The sequence below is a fragment of the Curtobacterium sp. UNCCL20 genome, from assembly GCF_900101675.1.
In the GTDB taxonomy this organism is placed as follows: domain Bacteria; phylum Actinomycetota; class Actinomycetes; order Actinomycetales; family Microbacteriaceae; genus Curtobacterium.
In genome coordinates this window covers 56,029-80,604 of sequence record NZ_FNKG01000002.1, presented here as the reverse complement: position 1 = coordinate 80,604, position 24,576 = coordinate 56,029, and the positions used below count along the sequence as shown (strand labels likewise).

At 71.7% G+C, this 24,576-nt stretch carries 25 protein-coding genes and 2 pseudogenes; 19 read left to right on the top strand and 8 right to left on the bottom strand.

Going from position 1 to position 24,576, the window contains the following annotated elements:
- Positions 1 to 4: 4 nt before the first annotated feature.
- The 6 genes and pseudogenes from BLT36_RS19015 to BLT36_RS09705 form a co-directional block, all read left to right on the top strand.
- Positions 5 to 100, top strand: a pseudogene (locus BLT36_RS19015) (DivIVA domain-containing protein); the annotation flags it as partial.
- Between the two features lie 45 nt (positions 101 to 145).
- Positions 146 to 259: pseudogene (locus BLT36_RS19010) on the top strand (DivIVA domain-containing protein); the annotation flags it as partial.
- Positions 260 to 454: 195 nt separating this feature from the next.
- Entirely contained in the window at positions 455 to 1,339 is an 885-nt protein-coding gene (locus BLT36_RS09720) for a patatin-like phospholipase family protein (RefSeq protein WP_092094698.1), read from the top strand.
- A gap of 73 nt (positions 1,340 to 1,412) precedes the next feature.
- Positions 1,413 to 2,027: an NUDIX hydrolase gene (locus tag BLT36_RS09715; protein WP_254787619.1), complete on the top strand. Its 615-nt coding sequence runs from the start codon at positions 1,413 to 1,415 to the stop codon at positions 2,025 to 2,027.
- Positions 2,028 to 2,157: 130 nt separating this feature from the next.
- Complete coding sequence (locus BLT36_RS09710) at positions 2,158 to 3,345, top strand: MFS transporter (RefSeq protein ID WP_092094694.1); 1,188 nt, start codon at positions 2,158 to 2,160, stop codon at positions 3,343 to 3,345.
- Between the two features lie 38 nt (positions 3,346 to 3,383).
- Complete coding sequence (locus BLT36_RS09705; RefSeq protein WP_092094692.1) at positions 3,384 to 4,115, top strand: SDR family NAD(P)-dependent oxidoreductase; 732 nt, start codon at positions 3,384 to 3,386, stop codon at positions 4,113 to 4,115.
- A gap of 85 nt (positions 4,116 to 4,200) precedes the next feature.
- On the opposite strand, the gene BLT36_RS18385 is transcribed toward BLT36_RS09705, so the two are convergent.
- A complete protein-coding gene (locus tag BLT36_RS18385) occupies positions 4,201 to 4,650 on the bottom strand; it encodes a MarR family winged helix-turn-helix transcriptional regulator (protein ID WP_175529591.1) in 450 nt (149 codons plus the stop codon).
- A gap of 82 nt (positions 4,651 to 4,732) precedes the next feature.
- Between BLT36_RS18385 and BLT36_RS09700 the strand changes: the two genes are divergently transcribed.
- The gene (locus BLT36_RS09700; protein ID WP_175529590.1) at positions 4,733 to 5,491 is read left to right on the top strand and encodes an SDR family NAD(P)-dependent oxidoreductase; all 759 of its coding nucleotides are present in this window, start codon (positions 4,733 to 4,735) and stop codon (positions 5,489 to 5,491) included.
- Between the two features lie 28 nt (positions 5,492 to 5,519).
- Here BLT36_RS09700 and BLT36_RS09695 read toward each other — a convergent pair whose 3' ends face one another.
- From BLT36_RS09695 to BLT36_RS09675, 5 genes are all read right to left on the bottom strand, one after another.
- Positions 5,520 to 6,095, bottom strand: coding sequence for a TetR/AcrR family transcriptional regulator (locus tag BLT36_RS09695; protein ID WP_092094688.1), 576 nt, complete (start codon positions 6,093 to 6,095; stop codon positions 5,520 to 5,522).
- A 126-nt stretch (positions 6,096 to 6,221) separates the two neighbouring features.
- Entirely contained in the window at positions 6,222 to 6,476 is a 255-nt protein-coding gene (locus BLT36_RS09690) for a hypothetical protein (RefSeq protein WP_217638290.1), read from the bottom strand.
- Positions 6,473 to 6,721, bottom strand: a complete 249-nt coding sequence (locus tag BLT36_RS09685) for a non-oxidative hydroxyarylic acid decarboxylases subunit D (protein WP_092094686.1) — start codon at positions 6,719 to 6,721, stop codon at positions 6,473 to 6,475. Before BLT36_RS09685 ends, BLT36_RS09690 begins: the two co-directional genes overlap by 4 nt.
- Complete coding sequence (locus BLT36_RS09680; RefSeq protein ID WP_092094684.1) at positions 6,718 to 8,145, bottom strand: non-oxidative hydroxyarylic acid decarboxylases subunit C; 1,428 nt, start codon at positions 8,143 to 8,145, stop codon at positions 6,718 to 6,720. The genes BLT36_RS09685 and BLT36_RS09680 overlap by 4 nt, the downstream gene beginning before the upstream one ends.
- A complete protein-coding gene (locus BLT36_RS09675) occupies positions 8,132 to 8,812 on the bottom strand; it encodes a non-oxidative hydroxyarylic acid decarboxylases subunit B (RefSeq protein WP_092094682.1) in 681 nt (226 codons plus the stop codon). The genes BLT36_RS09680 and BLT36_RS09675 overlap by 14 nt, the downstream gene beginning before the upstream one ends.
- Before the next feature lie 86 nt (positions 8,813 to 8,898).
- Between BLT36_RS09675 and BLT36_RS09670 the strand changes: the two genes are divergently transcribed.
- The 5 genes from BLT36_RS09670 (at position 8,899) to BLT36_RS09650 (ending at position 13,844) form a co-directional block, all read left to right on the top strand.
- Positions 8,899 to 9,330, top strand: a complete 432-nt coding sequence (locus BLT36_RS09670) for a MarR family winged helix-turn-helix transcriptional regulator (protein ID WP_217638289.1) — start codon at positions 8,899 to 8,901, stop codon at positions 9,328 to 9,330.
- 144 nt (positions 9,331 to 9,474) lie between these two features.
- Positions 9,475 to 9,990, top strand: coding sequence for a hypothetical protein (locus BLT36_RS09665; protein WP_139166433.1), 516 nt, complete (start codon positions 9,475 to 9,477; stop codon positions 9,988 to 9,990).
- Between the two features lie 87 nt (positions 9,991 to 10,077).
- Complete coding sequence (locus tag BLT36_RS09660; protein WP_092094678.1) at positions 10,078 to 11,706, top strand: long-chain-fatty-acid--CoA ligase; 1,629 nt, start codon at positions 10,078 to 10,080, stop codon at positions 11,704 to 11,706.
- A 126-nt stretch (positions 11,707 to 11,832) separates the two neighbouring features.
- On the top strand, positions 11,833 to 12,633 hold the full coding sequence (locus BLT36_RS09655; protein ID WP_092094676.1) for an HAD-IIB family hydrolase: 801 nt from the start codon (positions 11,833 to 11,835) through the stop codon (positions 12,631 to 12,633).
- Positions 12,630 to 13,844, top strand: a complete 1,215-nt coding sequence (locus BLT36_RS09650) for a glycosyltransferase family protein (RefSeq protein WP_092094674.1) — start codon at positions 12,630 to 12,632, stop codon at positions 13,842 to 13,844. Before BLT36_RS09655 ends, BLT36_RS09650 begins: the two co-directional genes overlap by 4 nt.
- A gap of 96 nt (positions 13,845 to 13,940) precedes the next feature.
- Here the strand turns inward: BLT36_RS09650 and BLT36_RS09645 are convergent, their stop codons facing one another.
- Positions 13,941 to 15,413 (bottom strand): MFS transporter, encoded by a 1,473-nt coding sequence (locus BLT36_RS09645; protein ID WP_092094672.1) that lies wholly within the window; start codon positions 15,411 to 15,413, stop codon positions 13,941 to 13,943.
- Between the two features lie 152 nt (positions 15,414 to 15,565).
- Here BLT36_RS09645 and BLT36_RS09640 point away from each other — a divergent pair, with 152 nt between their 5' ends.
- The 7 genes from BLT36_RS09640 (at position 15,566) to BLT36_RS09610 (ending at position 23,837) form a co-directional block, all read left to right on the top strand.
- Positions 15,566 to 17,143 (top strand): phospholipase D family protein, encoded by a 1,578-nt coding sequence (locus BLT36_RS09640; RefSeq protein ID WP_139166432.1) that lies wholly within the window; start codon positions 15,566 to 15,568, stop codon positions 17,141 to 17,143.
- Positions 17,144 to 17,335: 192 nt separating this feature from the next.
- Entirely contained in the window at positions 17,336 to 17,971 is a 636-nt protein-coding gene (locus BLT36_RS09635; RefSeq protein ID WP_175529589.1) for a type IV toxin-antitoxin system AbiEi family antitoxin domain-containing protein, read from the top strand.
- Entirely contained in the window at positions 17,968 to 18,900 is a 933-nt protein-coding gene (locus tag BLT36_RS09630) for a nucleotidyl transferase AbiEii/AbiGii toxin family protein (protein ID WP_092094668.1), read from the top strand. Before BLT36_RS09635 ends, BLT36_RS09630 begins: the two co-directional genes overlap by 4 nt.
- A 222-nt stretch (positions 18,901 to 19,122) precedes the next feature.
- Positions 19,123 to 20,580: a DUF6421 family protein gene (locus BLT36_RS09625; protein ID WP_092094666.1), complete on the top strand. Its 1,458-nt coding sequence runs from the start codon at positions 19,123 to 19,125 to the stop codon at positions 20,578 to 20,580.
- On the top strand, positions 20,577 to 21,242 hold the full coding sequence (locus tag BLT36_RS09620) for an SDR family NAD(P)-dependent oxidoreductase (protein WP_254787543.1): 666 nt from the start codon (positions 20,577 to 20,579) through the stop codon (positions 21,240 to 21,242). The genes BLT36_RS09625 and BLT36_RS09620 overlap by 4 nt, the downstream gene beginning before the upstream one ends.
- Positions 21,243 to 21,279: 37 nt before the next feature.
- Positions 21,280 to 22,353: a threonine aldolase family protein gene (locus BLT36_RS09615; protein WP_092094664.1), complete on the top strand. Its 1,074-nt coding sequence runs from the start codon at positions 21,280 to 21,282 to the stop codon at positions 22,351 to 22,353.
- A 17-nt stretch (positions 22,354 to 22,370) separates the two neighbouring features.
- A complete protein-coding gene (locus BLT36_RS09610; protein WP_092094662.1) occupies positions 22,371 to 23,837 on the top strand; it encodes an SDR family NAD(P)-dependent oxidoreductase in 1,467 nt (488 codons plus the stop codon).
- A 28-nt stretch (positions 23,838 to 23,865) separates the two neighbouring features.
- On the opposite strand, the gene BLT36_RS09605 is transcribed toward BLT36_RS09610, so the two are convergent.
- On the bottom strand, positions 23,866 to 24,495 hold the full coding sequence (locus tag BLT36_RS09605; protein ID WP_092094660.1) for a TetR/AcrR family transcriptional regulator: 630 nt from the start codon (positions 24,493 to 24,495) through the stop codon (positions 23,866 to 23,868).
- Positions 24,496 to 24,576: the final 81 nt, after the last annotated feature.

The following is a 24,576-nucleotide window of genomic DNA, read 5'->3' as shown; positions in this document are numbered from 1 at the left end:
CACCATGCTCGCATCCGACGTCACCGCGAAGCGGTTCCGGCCGACCAAGTTCCGGCAGGGCTACGACCAGGGGGAGGTCGACACCTTCCTCGACCGGGTCCACGCCACGCTCGCCGGGTACGAGCAGGGTCGGCCGGTCGAGCCGCTCACGCCCGAGGAGGTCACGAACGCTCGGTTCACCCCGACCGCATGGCGCGAGGGCTACGCGCAGGGCGAGGTCGACGACTTCCTCGACGAGGTCGTGGTGGCGCTCCGCCAGGCGCAGCAACGGCGGCGCTGAGCGGAGCACGGTCCGCGCCGAGGTGTATCTTCTCGGTGATCGTGATCCGACGTCAGGAGGTGAGTCCCATGTCAGCAACAGCAGTGGGCGCTCCCGCACCGTCCACGATCGAGCGACCGCACTAGTCGAGCCGCCCCTGGGAGCGCCGGATCACATCCGCGAAGGGCTTCTCCCATGCACACCACACCCACACCCGTCCGGGGCAGTCGCGCCCTGGTCCTCGGCGGCGGCGGTTCCACCGGCAACGCCTGGCTCGTCGGCGTCGTGGCCGGTCTCGCCGACGCCGGCCTCGACGTCACCGACGCCGACCGCACCATCGGCACGTCGGCCGGATCGACCGCGGCCGTGCAGTTCGCCGGCGCGGCGCCGTCCGATCTGTTCGACCAGGCACTGACCGTCGTCCCTGCGCCACCTCGGCCAGCGCCGCTGCACCGCCCGGTGACGAGCCAGCTCGACCGCTTCCGCGCAGTCATCGCGGCGTCGGCGGACGCCGCCGACATGCGGCGCCGGATGGGTGCCGCAGCACTCGAGCTCGAAGCAGCCTCGGACGGGTCGTGGCCCGCTCGTTGGCGTGCGATCGTCGCCGCTCGGCTCCCCTCCGCCGAGTGGCCCCCGAACGACGTCGCCATCACCGCGGTCGACGCATCGACGGGCGAGGGTGTGGTGTTCGACCGCACCAGTGGCGTGGACGTCGCCGACGCCGTCGCAGCGAGCTGTTCGAGCGGGCTCCCGTACCCGATCGGCGGCCGCTGGTTCATCGACGGTGGCTACCGGCGGAACGAGAACGCCGACCTGGCCGCGGGGTACGAGCGGGTCCTCGTCCTGTCACCGTTCAGCGGCCGGACGATGCATCCGCTGGGCTGGGGCATGCAGCTCGCCGCGCAGGTCGATGAGCTCCGCACGGCCGGAAGCCGGGTCGAGACGGTCTTCCCCACCGATGCGGACGAGCACCTGTTCGGACCGAACGCGATGGACCCGTCGCTCCGACCCGACGCCGCGCAGGGAGGGCACGCCCTCGGGACAGCGGTCGCCGAGCACGTGGCAGCGTTCTGGCGGTGACGCCTAGGCTGACCGGGTGATGACGGTCCGGCAGCAGCTGTCCGCGGTGGTCGGGTCCCCGCTCGTCCCGGCGATGCCGGTGGCCGAGGCGTCCCGGAGCGCAGCGGTCCTCATCCTGTTCGGAGCGCTCGACACCGTGCCGAGCGATCGCGCTGCGGAGGACGAGCGGGTCCCCCGCGACCTCGACGTGCTGTTGCTCGCCCGCGCCGCGACCCTCCGCACCCACCCCGGGCAGGTGGCCTTCCCCGGCGGGCGGATCGACCCCGGTGACGCCGACCCCACGGCCGCGGCACTGCGCGAGGCCCGCGAGGAGACCGGCCTCGACCCGACGGGGGTGGACGTCCTCGGCACGATGGACCCCGTGCCCCTCGAGTTCTCCCGCCACCTGGTCACGCCGGTGCTCGGGTGGTGGCGGGAGACCTCGCCCGTGCGCGTCGTCGACGAAGCCGAGTCAGCCGCCGTCTTCCGGGCACCGGTGGCGGACCTGCTGGACCCCGCGCACCGCGGCGTCACCGTGATCCGTCGCGGCGGGCGCGAGTGGCGTGGGCCGGCGTTCACGATCGAGGCGGCCGGCGAGACGCACGTCGTGTGGGGGTTCACCGCGATGCTGCTCGACGCGCTGTTCGAGCGACTCGGCTGGGCCGAACCCTGGGACCACGAGCGCGAGGTCGCGCTGCCCGGCGCCTGAGCACGGGAAGGGGGTTCTCGGAAGGGGTGTTCCGACGGAACCTCTCGCTCGCCGAACCCCCGGCCGTACCGTTGCCGCACGGTCGCCACCACCCGGGACGGCCGACGATCGACGACCGGAACGGAGTGCGATGACGACCGCCGCGGCCACGCGTCCCAGCACCGACAGCAGCCCCACCCGTGTGCCCTGGGCCGCCCTCATCGCGCTGGCGGGGATCGGCTTCGTGCTGCTGTCCGCCGAGACCATGCCCGCCGGACTCCTGCCGCTGATGGCGCACGACCTCGACACCGGCGAGGGCGTCATCGGACAGTTCATCAGCGTCTGGGCGCTCGGGACGGTGCTGGTCACCGTGCCCGCGATCACGTACACGCGGGGCATGCGCCGGAAGCCGCTCCTCCTCATGACGCTGGGGTGCCTGGTGCTCGCGAACGTGGTGACGGCGATCTCGTCCGACGTCGTGGTCTCGCTCGTGTCCCGGTTCGCGGGCGGGGCGTTCACCGGCATCCTGTGGGGCATGCTCGCGGCGTACGGGCGTCGGATCAGCCCGGCGAACCGCGGCGGCCTCGCACTGGCGGTCGTCTCGACCGGCGCACCCGTCGGCTTCGCGCTCGGCACCCCGCTCGGGGCCTGGGTCGGTGGCGTCCTCGACTGGCGCTGGTCCTTCGCCGGTCTGTCGCTGCTCGGGCTCGTCCTGCTCGTCGTGATCGCGCTCATCGTGCCGGACGTGCCCGGCCAGGCCGCGGGTGAACGGCTCCCCCTGCTGCGGGTGTTCCTGCTCCGCGGCGTCCCGATCGTGCTCGCGGTCATCTTCGTCTGGATGCTCGGCCACAACACGATCTACACGTACATCGCGCCCTTCCTCCGCGACAGCGGCTCGGGCCTCGGCGCCGACCTGGTCCTGCTGGTCTACGGCGTCGCGTCGATCGGCGGGGTGGTCCTGACCGCGGCCCTGATCGACCGGTACCCCCGGCCGCTCCTCCGGGCGAGCATCGCGGGCTTCGTCGTCGCCGCGGTCCTGCTCGTCGTCGGGCACGGCTCGCCGGCGGTCGTCCTCGTCTCCGCCGCGCTGTGGGGCGTGACCTTCGGCGGTGCCGCCCCGCAGCTGCAGAGCGCCCTCACCCTCGCCGGCGGGGCGAACTCGGACCTCGCGAACGCGTTCCTGCCGGTCGCGTTCAACCTCGCGATCTTCGCCGCCGGGCTCGTCGGCGCGCTGCTCCTCGGTGTCTCCGGCGGACTCGTGCTGGCGGTCTTCATGGCCGTCCTCGGCCTGGCGGCACTCGCGCTGACCCTCGCGGGACGACACTCGTTCGCACACTGAGAAACGACGACACGACGACACGACGACAGGACGACGACATGGCACACATCCTGGTGACCGGCTCGACCGACGGGCTCGGTCGCGCCACCGCCGAGACGCTGCTCCGCGACGGACACCGCGTCACGGTGCACGCCCGCAACCAGGGACGCGCCAGCGCGGTCGCTGACCTCGTCGAGCAGGGTGCCGGCCTCGTCGTCGCCGACCTCGGCGACCGTGACGACGTGCTCGCGGCCGTCGACACGCTGGCTGCCGGCGAGCCCGTCGACGGTGTCGTGCACAACGCCGGCGTGCTGTCCGGCCGCGGGGTGATCCCGGTCAACGTCGTCGCCCCGTACCTGTTCACCGCGCTGCTGTCCGCGCCGACCCGGCACGTGTACCTGAGCAGCGGCATGCACCGCGGTGGCCGGGCCGAACTCCGGCCGGTGGACTGGAGCGGTCGCACCGAGTCGAACTCCTACTCCGACAGCAAGCTGTTCGTCACCGCCCTGGCGGCCGCCGTCGCCGAGCGCTGGCCCGAGGTGCTGACGGCATCGGTCGACCCGGGGTGGGTGCCGACGAAGATGGGCGGCCGGAACGCCCCGGACGACTTCACGCTCGGGCACCGGACGCAGGAGCGACTCGTGACCGGCGCGGAGGGCTCGACGAGCGGCGCGTACTGGTTCCACGGGCACCAGCAGCAGCCGCACCCCGCGGTCTCGGACCCACGGTTCCGACAGGCGCTGCTCGACGCGCTCGCGTCCGCGACCGGGGTGCCCCTCCCGGCGCACTGAACCCCGAGCCGGCCCGACCACGAGACCACCGACCGCCAACCATCGACCGCCAACCGCAGACCACCGGCCCCGACCGGCGGAAGGCTCAGGCCGGCTGCGCGGGGTGCGTCGCCAGCACCGCGTCGAGCAATCCGACGAGGGTCTCACGCTGCCCGTCGTCGAGCCCTGCGAGCAACTCGGCCTGCACCGCCGCAGCCCGCTCCCGCAGGTCCTCGAACCGCGCGCGCCCGGCATCCGTGATCGTGACGACGTTCCGCCGCCGATCACTCGGATCCGGTTCGCGGGTGAGCGCCCGGGCCGTGTCGAGCCGGACGACGATCCCGTTCACGTTGTTCCGGTCGAGCCCGAGCAGCCGTCCGAGGTCCGCCTGGCTGAGCGGTCCGTGCTCGTCGAGTGCCGCGAGGACGGCGAAGTCGGAGCGCGCCTCGACGGGCATGTGCTGCGCGGTGAGCCGGGCCCCGATCGTGGCGACGCGGCCAGCCTGCCAGCTCACGAGACCGCGGAGCGCTGCCGGCGGACGGATGCCTGCTTCCATGCGCACGAGCCTAACAGTTGGCAGAACCAACGGAATGAAGTATCGTTGGTCATGCCAACATTGGTTCAACCAAGGAGTTCGAATGTCCGACACCACCGCACGCACCAGCACGTCCCACGACCTCACCGGGCGCCGCGTCCTCGTCCCCGGCGGGACGGGCGGCGTCGGCGAGGGCATCGTCCGCGCCTACCTGCAGGCCGGCGCCGACGTCGTCGTCCCGACCCGCACGACCGAGCGTGGCGAAGCCCTCCGCGCCACCCTCGGCGCACTCGGCACCTCGCCGCTCCTCCACCTGCCGACGCACGACTACACCACCTTCGCCGGCGCAGCGGCCCTCGTCGAGGAGATGACGACGCGGCGCGGCGGCATCGACGACGTGGTGGTCCCGGTCGGCGGCTGGTGGCAGGGCGGCCCGCTGACGGAGATCGGCGAGGACGACTGGGCGAGCGCCTTCACCGACCTCACCACGGCGCACATGGCGATCGCGCGGGCGACGATCCCGCGCTTGGACGGCACCGGCGCCTACATCGTGGTCGTCGGGCAGTCGGCCGAGTTCCCGGTGCCGGGCAGCGGCCTGGTGAGCATGGAGCAGGCAGCGCTGCTCATGATGCAGCGCGTCCTCGCCGCCGAGTCCCCCGAGCAGCGCATCCACGCGATGGAGCTCGGCCCGGTCCGGACCCGCTTCGTCGAGGGCGAGCCGGGATGGGTGTCCACCGACGAGATCGGTGCGGCCGCGGTCACGATCTCCGGAACCGACCTCGGCAGCCGCACGGTGTCGATCGGCAGCAGCGCCGAGGCGCACGCGTTCATCGAGGAGGCAAACGGACGCGCGGCGGCCTGACCATCCGCGGACGCGGCGGCAGGCGAGCTCACTTCCGGAGGAGCGACCCCACCGCGTCCACGACGATCTGACGCCGCCGCGCCGGCACCACCGCGGTGACGAGTGGGTCGAACTCGGGCGCGGTCGCGCTCCAGAAGGCGGCCAGGTGGAGCACGAGTCCGAGCAGCACCGCAGGCCGGTGCGAGCGCGGCAGGACACCGGCGCGCTGCGCGTGCTCGATCGCCTCGACCGCCCCGGCGGTGCTGCTGACGACGGCCTCGATCGGCGCTTCGGCACCGCGCTCCAGGCGGTGCCAGGTCGCGATGCGCTGGGCCCACGGCCGCCGCACGTACGAGTCGTGCAGGCGGCCGGCCCACTCCGGCAGGTCGTCGGTGTCGAGCGGCACCTCGGCGAAGGTCTCGGCCACGGTCTGCGCGAGGAGCGCGTCGAAGAGCCCCTCCTTGCTGCCGAAGTAGTGGAAGACCTGCGCCTTGTTGCTCGACGAGGCCGCGGTGATGCGTTCGATCCGGGCGGCACCGACCCCGACCGCGGCGAACTCGTCACGCGCGGCGAGCAGGAGCTTCGCGCGCATCGCGTCGGCGGCAGGGGGCGTGAACGTGGCCATGCGGACCACCGTATCGACCGTGTGGCCCGGTGGGGTGCACTGGTCGCGACCACCCGACGGACTGGAGGCGCGGTGCCGGCTGGCACCGCGCCTCCAGGCAGTGGGACCGTGCGCCCAGGGCGCGGGTCAGGAGATCTCGTCGAACCGCCACTGGTGCGGCGGCCGCCGCACCAGGTCACCGGGGTCGGCCGCGATCCGCGGCCGGTCCTCGCCGTCGACCGACGCGATGACCACCACCCGGTCGTCGTTCGACCGGAAGAGCCGCGCGTCGTCCGAGCCGAGCTCGGGTAGGGCGACCGCCCGCACCCAGGCGACGAGGTCGTCGAGGCGCTCCGGGGCGGCCGCGGCCTCCCACATCAGGGTCGGGCGACGGTCGTTCACCGTTCCACCAGCGGCGGGACGCGCGGGATCTCCTCGGCGTGCTGCATGTCCGCCTCGGTCAGCCGGAACGCCTCGGGGTAGGCGTCACGCTCCGACCGACGTGCGGGCTCGGTGGTGCGCCACGTGTACAGGCACCGCTCGCACTGGCGGAGTTCCCAGACGCCCGCGACGGGACTGACGGCGATCGTCTCGATCACCTCGGCACCGCAGCGGGGGCAGACGGACTGGGACGGGGAGGCGGTCATCGCTGGGCTCCGATCATGGTCGTGAGGCGGGTGATCCACGCGGCCGTCTCGGGCAGGTCCCGCGCGGGCTGGCTGAAGTGGCCGCGGACGTCCGGGGCCACCGGGGTCGTCGCGTCGATGATGAGCTTGTCGGTGATGCCCGACGGCGAGGAGCTCGGGTCGAGGGCGACCACGGACATGTTCGGCAGTTGCACGAGGTCGCCGGCCGGGTTCACCTTCGTCGACAGCGCCCACATCACCTGCGGCAGGTTGAAGGGGTCGACGTCCTCGTCCACGACGATGACCATCTTCACGTAGCCGAGACCGTGCGGGGTCGTCATCGCCCGCATCCCGACGGCCTTCGCGAAGCCGCCGTAGCGCTTCTTGGTCGACACGATCGCGAGCAGGCCGTGCGTGTACATGGCGTTCACCGCCTGCACCTCGGGGAAGTCGGCCTTCAGCTGCTTGTAGAGCGGGACGCAGGTCGCCGGCCCGATGAGGTAGTCGACCTCGGTCCACGGCATGCCGAGGTACAGCGACTCGAACACCGGCTTCGTCCGGTACGAGATCCGGTCGATGCGGATGACCGGCATGCTGTGGCCGCCGGAGTAGTGCCCGGTGAACTCGCCGAACGGGCCCTCGAGCTCGCGCTTCCGGCCCTCGATGACGCCCTCGATGACGACCTCCGAGCCCCACGGGACGTCGAAGCCGGTCAGGGGCGCCGTCGCGATCGGGTACGGCGCCTGGCGGATCGCACCGGCCATCTCGTACTCGGACTGGTCGTAGCGGAGCGGGGTCGACGCCATCAGCGTGATGATCGGGTCGTTGCCGAGCGTGATCGCGATGGGGAGGTCCTCGCCGCGCTCCTCGGCGGCGTGCAGGTGCAGCGCCACGTCGTGCACCGGCACCGGCTGGATCGCGAGACGACGCTTGCCCTTGACCTGCATGCGGTAGATGCCGACGTTCTGCTTGTCGAAGCTGTCCGGGTCGTCCGGGTCGCGGGAGACGACAGCGGCCTTGTCGAGGTAGAACCCGCCGTCGCCGTCGTTGAGGCGGAAGAGCGGCAGGAGGTCGAAGACGTTGATGTCATCGCCCTCGACGGTGTTCTCGCGCCAGGGGGCGTCTTCGCGGCGCTCGGGCGCGACGGGGAACGCGTCCCAGCGGCGGATGAACTCGGCGACCTGTTCGCGCGTCGGCGTCTGCGGGTCCATGCCCATCGCGATCGCGTGGTTCGGCCACGAGCCGAGGGTGTTCAGCGCGACGGTGGCGTCGGTGAAGCCCTGGAGGTTGTCGAAGAGGAGGCCGGGCGCGTTCTCGCCGATCCGGCCGGCGGCGTTCGCGGCGGCGGCGAGGTCGGGTTCGGCCTGCACCTCGTCGGTGATGCGGAGCAGCTGGCCGTGTTCGTCGAGTGCGTCGAGGAACGACCTCAGGTCATCGAACGGCATCGGATGTCCTTCCTGGTTGGTGGGTGTCGTGCGGGTGCGGGGCGCCGTCCGGGAGACGGTCGAGCTGGCCGTCGCGTGCGCGGTCGAGCTGGCGGTCGCGCTCCGCGTGGAGTCCCTCCCAGCGCCGGGCGCGGGGGTGGGGCAGGTCGAACTGGTCGAGGACCCGGGCGACGACGTGGTCGACGATGTCGTCGACGGTCTCCGGGTGGTTGTAGAACGCCGGCATCGGCGGGACGATCCGGACACCGAGTTCGGCGAGCGCCGTCATGTTCTGCAGGTGGATCGCGCTGAGCGGCGTCTCCCGCGGGACGAGCACGAGCTTCCGGTGCTCCTTGAGGACGACGTCCGCCGCCCGGCCGAGAAGTTCGTCGGCGTACCCGGCGCGGATGCCCGCGAGGGTCTTCATGCTGCACGGGATGATCACCATCCCGTCCGTCCTGAACGAGCCGGAGCTGATCGACGCGGCCTGGTCCCCCGAGCCGTGCACGACGTCGGCGAGCGCCCGCACCTCGGCCACCGAGTACGGGGTCTCCAGCTCGATCGTCGTCCGGGCCCAGCGAGAGAGGACGAGGTGCGTCTCGACCTCGGGGATCTCGCGGAGTGCGCGCAGGAGTGCGACGCCGAGCGGCGCCCCGGTCGCTCCGGACATGCCCACGATGAGTCGCATTGCCGTCCTTTCTGTTCGTATACGAACGATCTGTCCGGACCGACTGTACTCTGTTCGTACACGAACTACAACCTCCGGAGGCCTCCGTGTTCGACGACACCGCGTTCCACCTGATGCGCGTGATCCTGCAGGAGCACGGCGCGCGCTGGACCGAGCGCCTCCCCGACCTCACGAAGCCGCAGTACGCCGTGCTCGAGGCGCTCGACGGCACCGGCGGACTCGACCAGAAGGCCGTGGGCGAGGCGAGCGCGACGACGAAGGCGACGCTCACCGAGATGCTCGGGCGGATGGAGACGCGCGGGCTCATCGAGCGACGGGCCGACGCCGGGGACGCCCGGCGGCGGCTCGTGCTGCTCACCCCCGCGGGGAGCGCCGCGCTCCAGGACGCTCGCCACGTCGCCGCGGCGCTCGAGACGGAGATGCTCGGTGCGCTGCCCGCGGGCGAGGTGGCGCACCTCACGCGGACCCTCGCGGCCCTCCGCGCCGCCCTGCGGGTCGGTGACCACGAGACGGCGTGAGCCGTGTGCACTGGTCGCGACCAGCGACTGACTGGAGGCGCGGTGCCGGCGGGTGCCGCGCCTCCAGGCCGACACGACCACGCGTCCACCACCCGCCGGACGCGCCCACGCTGCTAGCGTTCGAGCACGAGACGGGGGAAGTCGATGCGGACACGGTGGGGTGTGCTGGTGCTGGCGCTGGGCGCAGCGGTGACGACGGCGACGCTGGCCGGGTGCAGCGGGGCGGACCCGGCCCCCGACCCGACATCGTCGGCGCGGGCGTCGGAGACGGCCACCCGAGCCGACCCGGCCGACCTGACCGATCGCTTCGCGATCCTCGGACGGGCCTTCGCCGCGACCGACGCGCTGCCCGACGACATCGGCACGGTGGCTCCGGACACGATGGTGCCCAACAGCCAGCGCTTCGCCGTCGAACACGCGGGCACGCGGTACTGGGTCGCCGCGGAGCGGGACGGTGGCGTGTGCCTCATCGCCTGGAACCCCGACCGCGACAGCGTCGACTCGTACTCGGTCTGCGGCGCGACACCCACGGCGAAGGCCTCGGTCGTCACGAGCATGCTCGACGAGGCCGGGCACCAGACCGTCCTCGTGTCGGACGGGTTCGAGGACCACGGCAGCGACGCACTGCGGGAACTCGCCCCGAACGTCTGGGTCCACTGACCGCTGCCCGAACTGGTCACACCGGGCGGCGATGCCCCCGACGTATGATCCGGGAAGCACCACTCGTCAACGGAGACGGAGACCGGCATGACCAGCACCCACCCCCTCGCCGACCAGGCCACCGAACGACACGGTGAGACGCCGCGGCCGTCGCGGGCCACCGCCTCGGTGGCGGCGATCCTCGCCGAGTCGGCCGCCCGGTACCCGGACGACGTCGCGGTGATCGTCGGCGACCATCGCACCACCTACGCGGAGCTCTGGGCACAGACGCTCGCGTACGCCGGCGCACTGCAGGCGAAGGGCGTGACCGAGGGTGTCCGCGTGGCGATGCTCGTGCCGAACGTGGCCGACTTCGCCCGGGTCTACTACGCCACGCTGGCGCTCGGGGCCGTCGTCGTGCCGGTGCACGCGCTCCTGAAGCGGCACGAGATCGAGTACGTGCTGCGGGACAGCGGCGCGATGCTGCTCGTGTGTGCTGCTCCCCTCCTCGCCGAGGGTGGTGCGGGCGCGGCCCTCGCCGGGGTCGACGTGGTGACCGTCCTCGCTCCGGCCGGGTCCGACGAGACCGAGCACGAACGGCTCGAGTCGCTCGCCGAGTCCGCCGAACCGCTCGACACCTACGTGCCGCGCGACCCGTTCGACACGGCGACGATCCTCTACACGAGCGGCACGACCGGGCAGCCGAAGGGCGCCGAGGGCTCGCACTTCTCGCTGCTCGAGCAGGTCAACACGAACCTCATGAGCACGTTCGACATGCGCCGCGGCGACGTGCTCCTCGGCGCGCTCCCCCTGTTCCACACCTTCGGCCAGACCTGCACGATGAACACCGGCTTCCGCGCCGGTGCGACCATCGTGATGCTGCCGAAGTTCGACGGCGACGCAGCCCTCGCCGCCCTCGTCGAGCACGAGTGCGGCATCTTCATGGGCGTCCCGACGATGTACATCGCACTGCTCGACGCCGCGACCCGCAGCGACGCCCGGCCGGCCCTGCGCTACGCGATCTCCGGCGGCGCCTCCCTGCCGCTCGCCGTGCTGGAGCGGTTCCAGACCGTGTTCGACGCCCCGATCCACGAGGGCTACGGCCTCACCGAGACCTCACCGGTCGCGACGTTCAACCACGTCGGACGGGCCCCGCGACCGGGCACCATCGGCACGCCGGTCTGGGGTGTCGACGTCGAGATCGCCGACCCCGAGCGGACCGACGCGATCACGCTGCTGCCGCACGGCGAGATCGGGGAGCTCGTCATCCGCGGGCACAACCTCATGAACGGCTACCTCGACCGACCCGAGGACACCGCGGCGGCGATCGTCGACGGGTGGTTCCGGACCGGCGACCTCGGCACGAAGGACGACGACGGCTACCTGACGATCGTCGACCGGACGAAGGACATGATCATCCGCAACGGCTACAACGTGTACCCGCGGCAGGTCGAAGAGGTGCTCGCCACCCACCCGGACGTCACCATGGCGGCCGTGTTCGGGGTCCCCCACGAGCTGCACGGGCAGGAGATCGAGGCCGCCGTGGTGCTGCGCGCCGAGGCCACCGTGACGCCCGAGGAACTGGTCGCCTTCGTGTCCGCCGAGATCGCGGCGTACAAGTTCCCGCGCGTGGTGCACGTGCTCGACGCCCTGCCCCTCGGGCCGAGCGGGAAGGTGCTGAAGCGGACGCTCGTGGAGCGGTTCAGCGTCGCGGAGGAACCGACCACGGTGGCCTGACCCGCCTCCCCGTCGGCGGGCGGGGCGTGTCCACAGCACCCCCTGTTCACCGAACCGTCGCCCGCTCGTGGCACCCTGGTCGGGGGCACCGCCGCCCGCAGCCCGACCAGCCGCGACCGGAGCCCGATGCCTGCACCCGACCTGATGATCGTCACCGACCTCGACGGGACGCTCCTCGACCACCACGACTACTCGTTCGACGCCGCCGTGCCGGTGCTCGAGCGCCTCCGGCGTGCCGGCGTCCCCGTGGTGTTCTGCAGCAGCAAGACCCCGTCGGAGATCACCGCCCTGCAGGCGCGGACCGGCCTGGTCGGCCAGGCCTTCGTCGCCGAGAACGGGGCGGTCGTCGTCGGCGGTGGCGAGCGCGTCCTGGCCGGACCGGCAACGGGTGACCTCGACCGGATGCACACCGAACTCGACCGCATCCGCGACGAACTCGACCTGGGGTTCTCGACGTTCTCCGGCGTCACCGACGAGACCGTCGCCGCCTGGACCGGGCTCGCCCCCGACGCCGCGGCCGCCGCTCGACAGCGCGAGGCATCCGAGGTCCTGCTCTGGCACGCGGCCGACGACGACCGCGCGGACGCGTTCCGCCAGCAGCTCGCCGCCGCCGGGTACGGGCTGGTCCGGGGCGGGCGGTTCTGGCACGTCCTGCCCGCCGGGCACGACAAGGGCGCCGCGATCCGGATGCTCCTCGACGACCACGAGCGTCGCACGGGGACCGTCCCCCGCACGATCGGGCTCGGCGACGGACCGAACGACACCGAGCTGCTCGACGCCGTCGACCTCGCCGTCGTCGTCCGCGGCCACGGCCCGGCACCCGGACCGCTCGCCGACGACCGACCCGAGCGCGTCCACCGCACCACCGCCCCCGCCCCACTCGGGTGGGCCGAGGGCGTCACCCACTTCCTGAGGAGCGACCGATGAGCGACTTCCACCAGAACGGCGTCATCACGACGTTCCACGACCTCAGCCGTCGCAGCACCGCGAGCATCGAGGAGGACCTCCGCGGGTTCGCCGAGAAGCGCCCGATGAGCCTCATCCTGCCGGCGCTGTACTCGGAGCTCGAGCGCCCGGCGCTGTCGCGGATCGTCGACGAACTGGCCGAGGCGGACTGGCTCAGCGAGATCGTGATCGGGCTCGACCGGGCCGACCGCTCCCAGTTCGAACACGCCCGCGAGTTCTTCTCGCGGCTGCCCCAGCGGCACCGGATCCTCTGGAACGACGGCCCGCGGCTGCGCGAGCTCGACGCCGACCTGGAGCGCGAGGGCCTGGCACCCGGCGAGCCGGGCAAGGGACGGAACGTCTGGTACTGCACCGGGTACGCCCTGGCGTCCGAGCGGGCGGACTCCATCGCCCTGCACGACTGCGACATCACCACGTACGACCGCGGCATGCTCGCCCGGATGCTCTACCCGCTCGCCAACCCGGCGTTCGACTACGAGTTCTCGAAGGGCTACTACGCCCGCGTCGCCGACGGCCGGATCAACGGCCGGGCCGCGCGGCTGCTCGTCGGACCGCTGCTCCGGTCCCTCCGCCAGGTCTACGGGGAGTCCGAGTACCTCGAGTACCTCAGCAGCTTCCGCTACCCGCTGTCCGGCGAGTTCGCGATGCGCGCGCACGTCCTCAACGGGCTGAAGATCCCCGGCGACTGGGGGCTCGAGATCGGCATGCTGTCCGAGGTGTACCGCGATTACGCGACCCGGCAGGTCTGCCAGGTGGAGATCGCCGACGCGTACGACCACAAGCACCAGCCCCTCGCCGAGGCCGACGGCAGCGGCGGGCTCGCACGGATGGGCAACGACATCGTGCAGTCGCTGCTCCGGAAGCTCGCGACGATGGGTGTCCCGCTCACCTCGGACTCGTTCCGGGTCCTCAAGGCGACGTACTACCGGAACGCGCTCGACATCGTCGAGGTGTACCGGCACGAAGCCGAGATGAACGGCCTCGGCTTCGACCAGCACGCGGAAGAGGCGGCCGTCGAGCTCTTCACGAAGGCGATCCTCGACGCCGGCGGCGCGTTCACCGCACGCCCGAACGACAAGCCGTTCATCCCGAGCTGGAGCCGGGTGCGGTCAGCGGTGCCCGACGTCCTCGACCGGCTGCGGGCCGCGGTCGAGGCGGACCAGCAGGACTGACGGACCCGACGGGGCCGACGGGCGGTCACGCCCGTCTGCCCGTCTGCCCGCCTGCCCGCCTGCCCGCCTGCCCATCTGCCCGCCTGCCCGCCTGCCCTACACGGACGCTTCGGTCCCCCGCACCCGGCCGACCACCACGTCGACGATCCCCGCGAGGAGCGCCGCGGCGACGAAGCCGAGCGACACCGCGAGTGCGAGCGGCAGGCCCTCGGAGTAGTCCCCGCGCGAATCGGCGAGCGTCGAGTAGAACACGCTCCCGACCGCCGCGATCCCGATCGCGGACCCGACTCGGGCGCCGACCTGGATGAGTCCTCCCGCCGAGCCGCCCTGCTCGACCGGCACCTCGGACAGGGTGAGCGTCTGGTTCGGCGAGATGGTGAGGCCGGACCCGATCCCGGCGACGAGCAGCGGGGCGACGAGCCACCAGCCGAGGTCCGACTCGTAGTGGTTGGCGACCACCCAGATCACGCCGCCGAGGCCGAGCAGCACGAGGACCGTCCCCACGACGATGAGCTGCCGACCGAACCGGTGCACGATGCGCCCGCCGATCGTCGACGCGACCCCGGACCCGACCGCGAAGGACACCGAGGACAGGCCGGCGAGGAGCGCCGAGTAGTGCAACCCCGACTGCAGGGCGAGCGTCAGGACGAAGAAGAGCGGGGTGAACCCGGCGAAGTAGACCGTCGCCAGTCCGACGCCGAGCGAGAACGACCGACGCCGGAACAGCCGCAGGTCGATCACCGGCTCCTTCGTGCGCTGGTAGCGCCGTTCCCACAGGACGAACGCGACGCCGAGCACGACGGCGGCGACCACGAGCCACCACTTCGCGGTGCCCTTCCACTCCTGGGACTGCACGAACGGCAGCAGGAGCGCGACCACCGCGGCGCCGAGCAGCGCGATGCCCACCGGGTCGAAGTCGTGCTTCCGTCCGCGCTCGGCACGCGAGTCGGTGGGCAGGTAGCGGAAGGCCAGGAGGATCGTGACGAGTCCCACGGGCAGGTTCACGAAGAACACGAACCGCCACCCGTTCTCCGTCCCGAACGCCGTGATGAGCAGGCCGCCGACGAGCGGGCCGATCGCGGTCGCGATGCCGACGGTCGCGCCGAACAGCCCGAACGCCGTCCCGCGCTCCTTGCCGCGGAACAGCTGCTGGATGAGCGCGGTGACCTGCGGCGTGAGCAGCCCGCCGGCCAGGCCCTGCACGAGGCGGGCGATGACGAGCACCATCCCGTTCGGGGCGAAGCCGCACAGCGCGCTCGCCACCGTGAACAGGCCGACGCCGATCACGAACATCCGGCGTCGACCGGTGGCGTCACCGAGCCGGCCTCCCGGGACGAGCAGCAGGCCGAAGGACAGCGCGTACCCGGAGAGGATCCACTGCACCGCCTCGGGCGAGGCACCGGGGAGCCCCTTCGAGATCGACTGGAGCGCGACGTTGACGATCGAGACGTCGAGCAGCACGATCCCGCCACCGAGGAGGCAGATGACGAGGGCCTTCCAACGGTTCGGGTCCGGCTGGTCGGAGGGAGCCGCTTCGGGCTCGACGGGCGTGCGGGGTTCGGCAGTCATGACGTCCCCACGGTAGGCGCGCGCTCGGCCGGGGTCCGGGGAGAGTGCGCATCCCGTCCCACCGGCAGGGCGGTCTGAAGGCTTCCACAGCCCGGACGGCCCCCACCATCCCATCCGAGCCCGCCCGCCGGCCGTCCCCGTAGTCTCCAGGAGTGCCCACCGACCCGGCCCACTGGTTCCTCGCCCGCGACGAACGCGGCAACACCGCCACCGACGTGCACTCCGGTGCCGGTGACGCGACCGCGTGGTCCGGGGGCAACGCCGTGCGGCCCCTCGTGCACGGTGCCCCGTACTTCGAGCGGCTGCACGCGGAGCTGTCCGCGCTCGGCCCCGGCGACCGCGTGTGGTTCACCGACTGGCGGGGCGACGCCGACGAACGGCTCCTGGCTGACGGGCCGACGATCGGGGATCTGCTCGCCGACCGTGCGCGGGCGGGCGTCGAGGTCCGTGGCCTCATCTGGCGCTCCCACGGCGAGCGCGTCTCGGCGTCCCTCAGTGCCCGGGCGAACGAGCTCCTCGGACGGAAGATCAACGAGGCCGGCGGCGAGGTCCTCCTCGACCAGCGCGTCCGGGTGTTCGGATCGCACCACCAGAAGTTCTTCGTCATCCAGCACGCGGGCGACCCCGCCAGGGACGTCGCCTACGTCGGCGGGATCGACCTCTGCCACAGTCGACGCGACGACGCCGCCCACGCCGGCGACCCGCAGCACGTGTCGATCGACGCCCGGTACGGGGAGCGGCCCGCCTGGCACGACGCCTCAATGGAGCTCCGCGGTCCGGTGGTGGCGGACGTCCGCGCCGTCTTCGCCGAGCGGTGGGACGACCCGCACCCGCTCGACCGCAGCCTTCCGTACCGGATGCTCCTGCAGCGGCTCACCCGGATGCCGCGCCATCCCGAGCCCCTCCCCGAGCGGACGCCCCCGCCACCGCCCGCCGGCGACCACGCGGTCCAGCTGCTCCGGACCTACGGCGTGAAGCGACCACCGTTCCCGTTCGCACCCGAGGGAGAGCGGAGCATCGCGCGTGCCTACGCCAAGGCGTTCCGGCAGGCTCGCTCCCTCATCTCGATCGAGGACCAGTACCTGTGGTCACGCGAGGTCGCGACCGGGATCGCGGAGGCGCTCGAGCACAACCCCGAGCTGCGCGTCATCGTGCTCGTCCCGCGGTACCCGAACTCCGACGGCGTCCTGAGCGGTCCACCGAGCCGCCTCGGCCAGATCGACGCCATCGAGACCCTCCGCCGGACTGCTCCCGACCGGGTCGGCGTCTTCGACCTCGAGCACGAGGACGGCCGGCCGATCTACATCCACGCCAAGGTGTGCATCGTCGACGACACCTGGTTCACCATCGGGTCGGACAACTTCAACCGCCGCTCGTGGACGACGGACAGCGAACTGACCTGCGCGGTCGTCGACGAGACCCCGGGCGATGGGTCCCTCGCCCGTGACCTCCGGTCGCAGCTCTGGGCCGAACACCTGGCGACCACGCCGGACGACCCGCAGTTGCAGGGCTCCGGCGCCGAACTCCTCGCGCTCTGGCGGTCCCGTGCACGGGCGCTCGACCACTGGCACGAGGACGGGCGGCCCGGGCCGCGGCCGCCCGGCCGGATCCGTCAGCACGTCCCCGAGCCGGTGTCCGCGGTGCAGCGCCTGTGGGCCGCCCCGGCGGCGCGTCTGGCCGTCGATCCGGACGGACGTCCGCGCCGGCTGCGCGGGTCCACCCGCTTCTGACGAGCGACGCGCATGACGCCCGGACGCGCTGGCGCGCGGACGCGCCGATGCGCGGGACCGGAGGCGCGTTCGGCCCGCCCCGCGCCTCCGGGCCGGAATCGTCGCCGTGCGCAGACTCGGAATTGCTCAACAGCCTTGACATGTGATGTTCCGGTCTGCCACGGTGCGATGCGAGCGAGCAGAGGAGTTGCCATGGAGTCGGTCAAATCGCCCTACTCGAGCGCCCCTGTTGTCAAAACCGTACCGATTTTGGTACGGTTTCGGCAGGGTGGAGGTACGGCAGTGACGGCACGAGATGAGCTCTGGCCGATTGCGGTCGAGCAGTACGGCTTCATCACGACCAGTGACGCGCGAGACGTCGGCGTCGACCCGACCGCGCTCCGCAAGCTCGCGCACCGAGGCCGCCTCGAACACGTGGCGCACGGCGTCTACCGATTCCGAGAGCTCCCCGTGACGGGGAGAGACGACTTCATGCGGGCACTGCTCTCGACGGGTGTCCGCGACGCGGCACTCTCGCACGACACTGCCCTGTTGGCTCTCGACCTCTGCGACGTCAACCCGACCGCGATCCACGTGACCGTCCCGCGTCGATCGAGGATCCGCCGGAAGACCGACCGGGTGGCGCTTCACCATCTCGATCTCACGCCCTCCGAAGTCAGGTGGTGGGAAGGGATGCGGAGCGTCACCGCCGACACCGCGATCTGGCAGGGGATGCAGTCCGGGGTGCCCCGCCATCTCCTCGAACAAGCCACGGTGACCGCTGCACGACGAGGCGAGATCACGGCCGAGCAGCACGAGGAAGCGGCGTCGGCGTTGGCGCTGCTGTGACGGACGCCGCACTCAACTCGCTCCCCGGCAAGGAACGGGCGCCCCGTTCGGTCGGGATCCTCAACGGCTGGGTCACGAACGCTGCGAAGCAGGTCGGCGTCCCGCATGACCGACTGACCTGGATCATCGCCTCCACCGTCGCGATCGCGGTCCTGCAGCGAGCAACAGGAGCGGACGGTCGGACGCTGTTCGCGATGAAGGGCGGCGCCTACCTGGAGCACCGTCTCGAACCGAACGCCCGGAGCACCCGCGACGTGGACACGTTGTTCCGCGGTCCCGAAACGTCATTCCTCGGCGCGCTCGATGCCGCGATCGCTGAGCCGTGGGGGCCATTCACGATTCGGCGAAGTGAGGTGCGCGAGATAGCGAACGCGCGTGCCGCGACGACACCACGCCGCTTCGACCTCCGGTTGGAGATGCACGGCAAGGCGTTCCGACGCATCCCGATCGAGGTCAGCTTCGGCGAAGGTGGCGTCTCGGACGAAGTGGAGACGTTCCCGGCCCCGAGCCTCGCGTTCTTCGGCATCGATTCGCCGGACCGCATCGCCGGGATCACGCTCGCGTACCAGGTTGGACAGAAACTGCACGCTGCAACTGATCCGGACACCGACGAACGTCCGAACGATCGGGTCCGAGACATCGTCGACCTCGTGCAGATCCGGCGAGCATTCTTCCCCGGGTCGGCTGGACTCTCGGATCTGAAGCGTGCCTGCACGAGCATCTTCTCGGCGCGCGCAACAGTTGCCGCCGCCGCGGGTCGATCGCCGCGGACATGGCCTCCGCCGATCTTCGCGCGATCGACCTGGTCGCGAGACTGGGCGAGGCCAGCTGCGGAGGCAGGCCTCGACCTGACCCTCGACGAGGCACTCCGATCGGTTCGGGACTGGGTCGAGGACATCGACGGTGCCGGGACGAGCGAGGGTCACTGATCTCGGGAGGAACGGGCCGGGCGCGCCCGGTGCCGCAGACCGTGAGCGACGAACTGTTGCGCGGGACGAACGGTATCGGTGCGATCCGACCTGGACGCGCACCATTCCGCCACGAAGAGGCAGCTTTCCGCACCCGGGTTTTCCCTAGGCTCAGAAGCAGGATCCGCTCCGCGCACGATCCCGCCGCACCGCAGCGGCCGACCCGATGACGGGAGGTTCGACATGTCGCAGTTCGTCCAGGGGTTCACGCAGGACGCCATCGTCGGAGAGCCCGAGGTCGTCGAGGACCGCCTGCCCGTGCGCGAGGTCGCGACGCACCCCGCGTGGCTGCGGCTGCGGGACGCGGTCGTGTCGTTCCGTGCCGTGCAGACGGACGACGGCTCGGTACCCGACCCGTCGGACCACCGTGCCGCGTCCGCGGACGTGGCCACGATCCTCCAGGCAGTCACGGAACTGGCACCGCACTTCCCGCACGACGCCGCGTACCTCGCCGCGCTGCAGCGCGACTTCGCGCGGTGGGAAGCCGACGGCTTCGGTGTGCCCGACTTCCTCGACTCCCTGAACGCGTTCCAGCCGCAGCAGCACCGCGTCGACGGGCTCGGCCACCTGGTCGTCTTCCCCATGGTCACGCAGAACGGCAGCTCCTCGCGGTTCGTCGAGGCGCTCCTCGTCGAGGTGATCTGGCCCGACTTCATCGCCGAACTCGAGGCCGGCGACCACGGCAACGCGCTGTTCGTGGCCCTGCGCTTCGTCGACTTCACCCCCGGCTACGACACGAACTCGGCGGTGCTCTTCCCCGAGACGGTCGCGATGCGCGAGCTCCCGACGTTCACCTGGGGCGCGATCTTCCAGGACCGCGAGGCGGCCCGCTACCGCCGGGTCGTCCGCGCCGCCGCGGAGATCACCAAGCTCGAGCTGCCCGCCGACGCGGCCGCGATGCTCGACGACCAGGAGCTCACCGAGCGGGTCTTCGTGATGTGGGACATCATCCACGACCGGTCGCACATGCGCGGCGACCTGCCCTTCGACCCGTTCATGATCAAGCAGCGGATGCCGTTCTTCCTGTACTCGCTCGAGGAGCTGCGCTGCGACCTCACCGCGTTCCGCGAGTCCGTCCGGCTCGAACGCGAGCTGTCCGCGCGCCCCGACGGGGAGCTGTCCGACGCGCAGCGCGCGATCCGCGACCACGCGCGTCTCGTGCAGTACGCCGTCGTCTTCGACCGCATCTTCCGCTTCGCGATCACGGGCAGTCGCGTCCGGAACTACGACGGGCTGGGCGGGCAGCTGCTGTTCGCGTGGATGCACCAGCACGACGTGCTGCACTGGACCGACACGCAGCTCACGATCGACTGGGACGCCGTCCCGGACGTCGTCATCGCGCTCAGCGACGAGATCAACGACCTCTACCGGCGCTCGATCGACCGCCCCAAGGTCGCACACTGGCTCGCCGCCCACGAGATGCTGACGCGCACGCTGACGCCGCACCCGGCGTCGCGCTGGGCGCGCGGGCTGCCCGACGAAACCCTCGCCGGACCGCCGAAGGGCTACACCGACGCCGTGCTCGACGACGAGTTCCCGCTGTCCATGTTCTACGAGGCACTGGGCAAGAAGATGGCTGCGGTGATCGCGTCAACGGCCGGCATCACGGGGACCTCCGCGGTCCTGGGTGCCGCCGCGTGAGCGCGGGGGCCGTGGGCGGCCGCGCGGTGCTGATCGCGGGGGCGACCAGCACCAGCGGCGCAGCGGTCGCGCGGGCGCTCACCGCCGCCGGGGCGGCCGTCGTCGCGGTCGGTGCACGAGCCGACGGCCTGGAGGCACTGCGCGCCGCCGTCCCGGACGTCACCACCCACAGGTGCGACCTCGCCGACCCCGACGCGGTCGACGCGCTGGTGGCAGCGGTCCACGCATCGTCGGGTCGCGTCGACGGCCTGGTCCACCTCGTCGGCGGCTGGCGTGGCGGCGGCAGCATCGCCGGGCAGTCCGACGAGGACTGGGACTTCCTCGACCGGGGCTTCCGGACCCTGCGGAACACGACCCGGGCGTTCGCCGACGACCTCGTCGCCTCGCCCGCCGGACGCCTCGCGATCGTCTCGTCCACCTCGGTGGAGTCGCCCACCGCCGGCGCCGCGAACTACGCCGCCGCCAAGGCCGCGGCCGATGCCTGGGTCCGGGCCGTCGCGCAGGGCTTCCGGAAGGACGCGCCGGACTCCGCGGCGGCCACGGTGTTCGTCGTCGGTGTGCTCGCCGGGCTCGAGGAGCAGCTCGGCGACGCCGTCGTCCGGCTGTGGTCGGCACCGCCCGCGGACGTCAACGGCGTCCGGCTCCCGCTCACCCCTCGTTGATCCGCTCCCCACGCCCGCTGCTCCTTAGGATGACTCCGTGACCCTTCGACTCCACGACCTGGACCTCCGGGGCTTCGCCTCCGACAACTACGCGGGCGTCCACCCCGAGATCCTCGACGCGATCGCCGCGGCCAACGCCGGCCACCAGATCGCCTACGGCGAGGACGTCTACACGGCGCGTCTGCAGGAGGTGTTCGCGTCGCACTTCGGCGAGCAGTCGCAGACGTTCCCGGTGTTCAACGGCACCGGGGCCAACGTCGTCGGGCTGCAGTCGATGCTGCCGCGCTGGGGCGCCGTCGTGTGCACCTCGACCGCGCACATCCACACCGACGAGGCGGGCGCGCCCGAGCGGGTCGCCGGCATCAAGCTGCTGACCGTCGACGCCCCCGACGGCAAGCTCACCCCGGCGCTCATCGACGAGCAGGCCTGGGGCTGGGGCGACGAGCACCGGGCCCAGCCGCTCGTCGTGTCGATCACCCAGACCACCGAGCTCGGCACCGCCTACACGCCCGAGGAGATCCGGGCGATCGCCGACCACATCCACCCGCTCGGCATGAAGCTGCACATGGACGGCGCGCGCATCTCCAACGCCGCCGCCACCCTCGGCCTGCCGCTCCGGGCCTTCACCACCGACGCCGGCGTCGACGTCCTGAGCTTCGGCGGCACCAAGAACGGGCTGCTGTACGGCGAGGCGATCGTCGTGCTGAACCCCGCCGCGTCCGAGGGGCTGCACTACCTCCGCAAGATGAACATGCAGCTCTCCTCGAAGATGCGGTTCGTCTCGGCGCAGCTCATCGCCCTCCTGACCGACGACCTCTACCTGCGGTCCGCCCGGCACGCCAACGCCATGGCCGCGCGGCTCCGCGGCGCGCTCGAGGCCGGGATCGCCGACGGCAGCATCACCGGTGTCGCGTTCAGCCAGGAGACCCAGGCGAACGGGGTGTTCGCGACGCTGCCGGCCGGTGTCGCCGACCGACTCCGTGAGCACTTCCGGTTCTACGACTGGGACGCCAGCCGGAACGAGGTCCGCTGGATGTGCGCGTTCGACACCTCCGAGCAGGACATCGACGACTTCGTGGCGGCACTGGGGCGGGAGCTCGTCGCGGTCTGATCACCGTAAGATCTCGTGTGACCTCCGAGCGCTCCGACCCCAGCGGCATCCTCCCCGAGGACCTCGACGCCACGCTCCGGGTGCTCGAGCAGATGACGTCGATCGACGAGGCACACCCCGACTTCGTGCGGGTGCGCCAGGCCACCGCGAAGATGTTCAAGGCCGTCAAGCGCGCCCACCGGCTCGAGAAGCGCGCGGTCATCGCCGAGGCCGACCGCCTCGTGATCGCCGCCACCGCGACCGGAGCCTCCGACCGGATCGACGACGAGACCCGCGGGATCCCAATCAGCACCGCGACGACGGCGTCCACCGCCGGGACCCTGCTGAAGTCGCGCCCCTGCTACATGTGCAAGCAGCAGTACACGGTCGTCGACGCGTTCTACCACCAGCTGTGCCCCTCGTGCGCGGCGATGAGCCACGCGAAGCGCGATGCCCGGACCGACCTGACCGGCAAACGGGCACTCCTGACCGGCGGCCGCGCGAAGATCGGCATGTACATCGCGCTCCGGCTCCTGCGCGACGGCGCCCACACCACCATCACCACGCGGTTCCCCCGCGACGCGGTACGCCGGTTCACGAGCCTGCCCGACTCCGCCGACTGGATCTCGCGACTCAAGGTCGTCGGCATCGACCTCCGCGACCCTGCCCAGGTCATCGGTCTCGCCGAGGACGTCGCCGCGGCCGATCCCCTCGACATCCTGATCAACAACGCCACGCAGACCGTGCGCCGCTCCACCGGGGCGTACCAGCCGCTCGTCGACGCCGAGCTGGCACCGCTGCCGGACGGGCCGCTGCCCGAGCTGGTGACGTTCGGGCACACGAACGACCAGCACCCGCAGGCACTCGCCCGCTCGGTCACGGCGCACCCGATCCTCGCGGCCGCCGCCGCTCGGGCTGACGAACTCACCGAGCAGGCGATGGCTCCTGGTTCGAGTTCGCTCGAACGCCTCGCCTCCGGCACTGCCATCGACGCCGGTGGCCTCGTCCCCGACCTGCACGACGTCAACTCGTGGACGCAGGCCGTCGACGAGGTCGACCCCCTCGAGATGCTCGAGGTGCAGCTGGCGAACACCACGGCGCCGTTCATCCTGATCTCGAAACTCCGCCCCGCCATGGCGTCGAGCGGGGCGGACCGCACCTACGTCGTGAACGTGAGCGCGATGGAGGGCGTGTTCGGCCGCGCCTACAAGGGGCCCGGTCACCCGCACACGAACATGGCCAAGGCCGCCGTCAACATGCTCACCCGCACCAGCGCGCAGGAGATGTTCGAGACCGACCGCATCCTGATGACGAGCGTCGACACCGGGTGGATCACCGACGAGCGGCCGCACCCGACGAAGGTCCGGCTGGCGGAGGAGGGCTTCCACGCGCCGCTCGACCTCGTCGACGGGGCCGCCCGCGTGTACGACCCGATCGAGCGGGGCGAGGCGGGCGAGGACCTGTTCGGCGTCTTCCTGAAGGACTACCGGCCGAGCTCGTGGTGACCCGGCGTCGGCGCGGGTACGCTGCGCGTCAGGTCCAGGGGCCGTCCGCGGTCCCGAGGTGCTCGTGCCCGAGCGGCGTGATCGGCACGACACCGAGGCTGGTGAGCCCGACCTGCAGGAGCGCTGCGCGGGACGTCCCGACGCGGCCGATCGCGCCCATCCCCTCGATGACCGCGCAGAAGTAGGTACCGAGCGCATCGGCATCGGCGTCGGCGTCGATCTCACCGGCCTCCTGCGCGTCGACGATGCACGCGGTGTAGTCGGCGCGGATGGCATCGAACGCCTGCGTGACGGTCGCCGCGACCTCGGGATCACGGGCGGAGAGCTCGACCGCCGCGCGGAGCAGCAACGACGGCGGTCCCTGGGCTGCACCGTGCTCGATCGCCGAGGACACGAGCTGCGTGCGGATGCGGGCGATCGGGTACTCGGCCCCCTGCAGGACGGTCTTCACGGCGTCGACGGCCCCCGCGGTGTCGCTGAGGAACGCCCGCATGAAGAGCTCCTTCTTGCCCCCGAACGCGTTGTACAGGCTCTGGCGCCCGAGCCCGGTCGCCTCGAGCAGGTCGTCGAGCGACGTGCCCTCGAACCCGGTCTCGGCGAAGGTGCGTCGGGCGCGTTCGATGACGTCGGCCTCGTCGAACTTGCGTGGTCGTGGCATCGAGAACTCCTGCGCATCGGTTGTTGACTGATCCGTCCATTATGCCGTACCGTTCTGGATCATTCAGTCAACAACTCACAT

Excerpts from the sequence above, each read along its gene's own strand:
- BLT36_RS09660 (WP_092094678.1), top strand. The coding sequence starts at position 10,078 with ATGACCAGCACCCACCCCCTCGCCGACCAGGCCACCGAACGACACGGT.
- BLT36_RS18385 (WP_175529591.1), bottom strand. The coding sequence starts at position 4,650 with ATGGAAGCAGGCATCCGTCCGCCGGCAGCGCTCCGCGGTCTCGTGAGC.
- BLT36_RS09635 (WP_175529589.1), top strand. The coding sequence starts at position 17,336 with ATGGAGTCGGTCAAATCGCCCTACTCGAGCGCCCCTGTTGTCAAAACC.
- BLT36_RS09675 (WP_092094682.1), bottom strand. The coding sequence starts at position 8,812 with ATGCGACTCATCGTGGGCATGTCCGGAGCGACCGGGGCGCCGCTCGGC.
- BLT36_RS09685 (WP_092094686.1), bottom strand. The coding sequence starts at position 6,721 with ATGACCGCCTCCCCGTCCCAGTCCGTCTGCCCCCGCTGCGGTGCCGAG.
- BLT36_RS09625 (WP_092094666.1), top strand. The coding sequence starts at position 19,123 with ATGTCGCAGTTCGTCCAGGGGTTCACGCAGGACGCCATCGTCGGAGAG.
- BLT36_RS09650 (WP_092094674.1), top strand. The coding sequence starts at position 12,630 with ATGAGCGACTTCCACCAGAACGGCGTCATCACGACGTTCCACGACCTC.
- BLT36_RS09710 (WP_092094694.1), top strand. The coding sequence starts at position 2,158 with ATGACGACCGCCGCGGCCACGCGTCCCAGCACCGACAGCAGCCCCACC.
- BLT36_RS09665 (WP_139166433.1), top strand. The coding sequence starts at position 9,475 with ATGCGGACACGGTGGGGTGTGCTGGTGCTGGCGCTGGGCGCAGCGGTG.
- BLT36_RS09705 (WP_092094692.1), top strand. The coding sequence starts at position 3,384 with ATGGCACACATCCTGGTGACCGGCTCGACCGACGGGCTCGGTCGCGCC.
- BLT36_RS09715 (WP_254787619.1), top strand. The coding sequence starts at position 1,413 with ATGCCGGTGGCCGAGGCGTCCCGGAGCGCAGCGGTCCTCATCCTGTTC.
- BLT36_RS09720 (WP_092094698.1), top strand. The coding sequence starts at position 455 with ATGCACACCACACCCACACCCGTCCGGGGCAGTCGCGCCCTGGTCCTC.
- BLT36_RS09700 (WP_175529590.1), top strand. The coding sequence starts at position 4,733 with ATGTCCGACACCACCGCACGCACCAGCACGTCCCACGACCTCACCGGG.
- BLT36_RS09680 (WP_092094684.1), bottom strand. The coding sequence starts at position 8,145 with ATGCCGTTCGATGACCTGAGGTCGTTCCTCGACGCACTCGACGAACAC.
- BLT36_RS09695 (WP_092094688.1), bottom strand. The coding sequence starts at position 6,095 with ATGGCCACGTTCACGCCCCCTGCCGCCGACGCGATGCGCGCGAAGCTC.
- BLT36_RS09655 (WP_092094676.1), top strand. The coding sequence starts at position 11,833 with ATGCCTGCACCCGACCTGATGATCGTCACCGACCTCGACGGGACGCTC.
- BLT36_RS09645 (WP_092094672.1), bottom strand. The coding sequence starts at position 15,413 with ATGACTGCCGAACCCCGCACGCCCGTCGAGCCCGAAGCGGCTCCCTCC.
- BLT36_RS09605 (WP_092094660.1), bottom strand. The coding sequence starts at position 24,495 with ATGCCACGACCACGCAAGTTCGACGAGGCCGACGTCATCGAACGCGCC.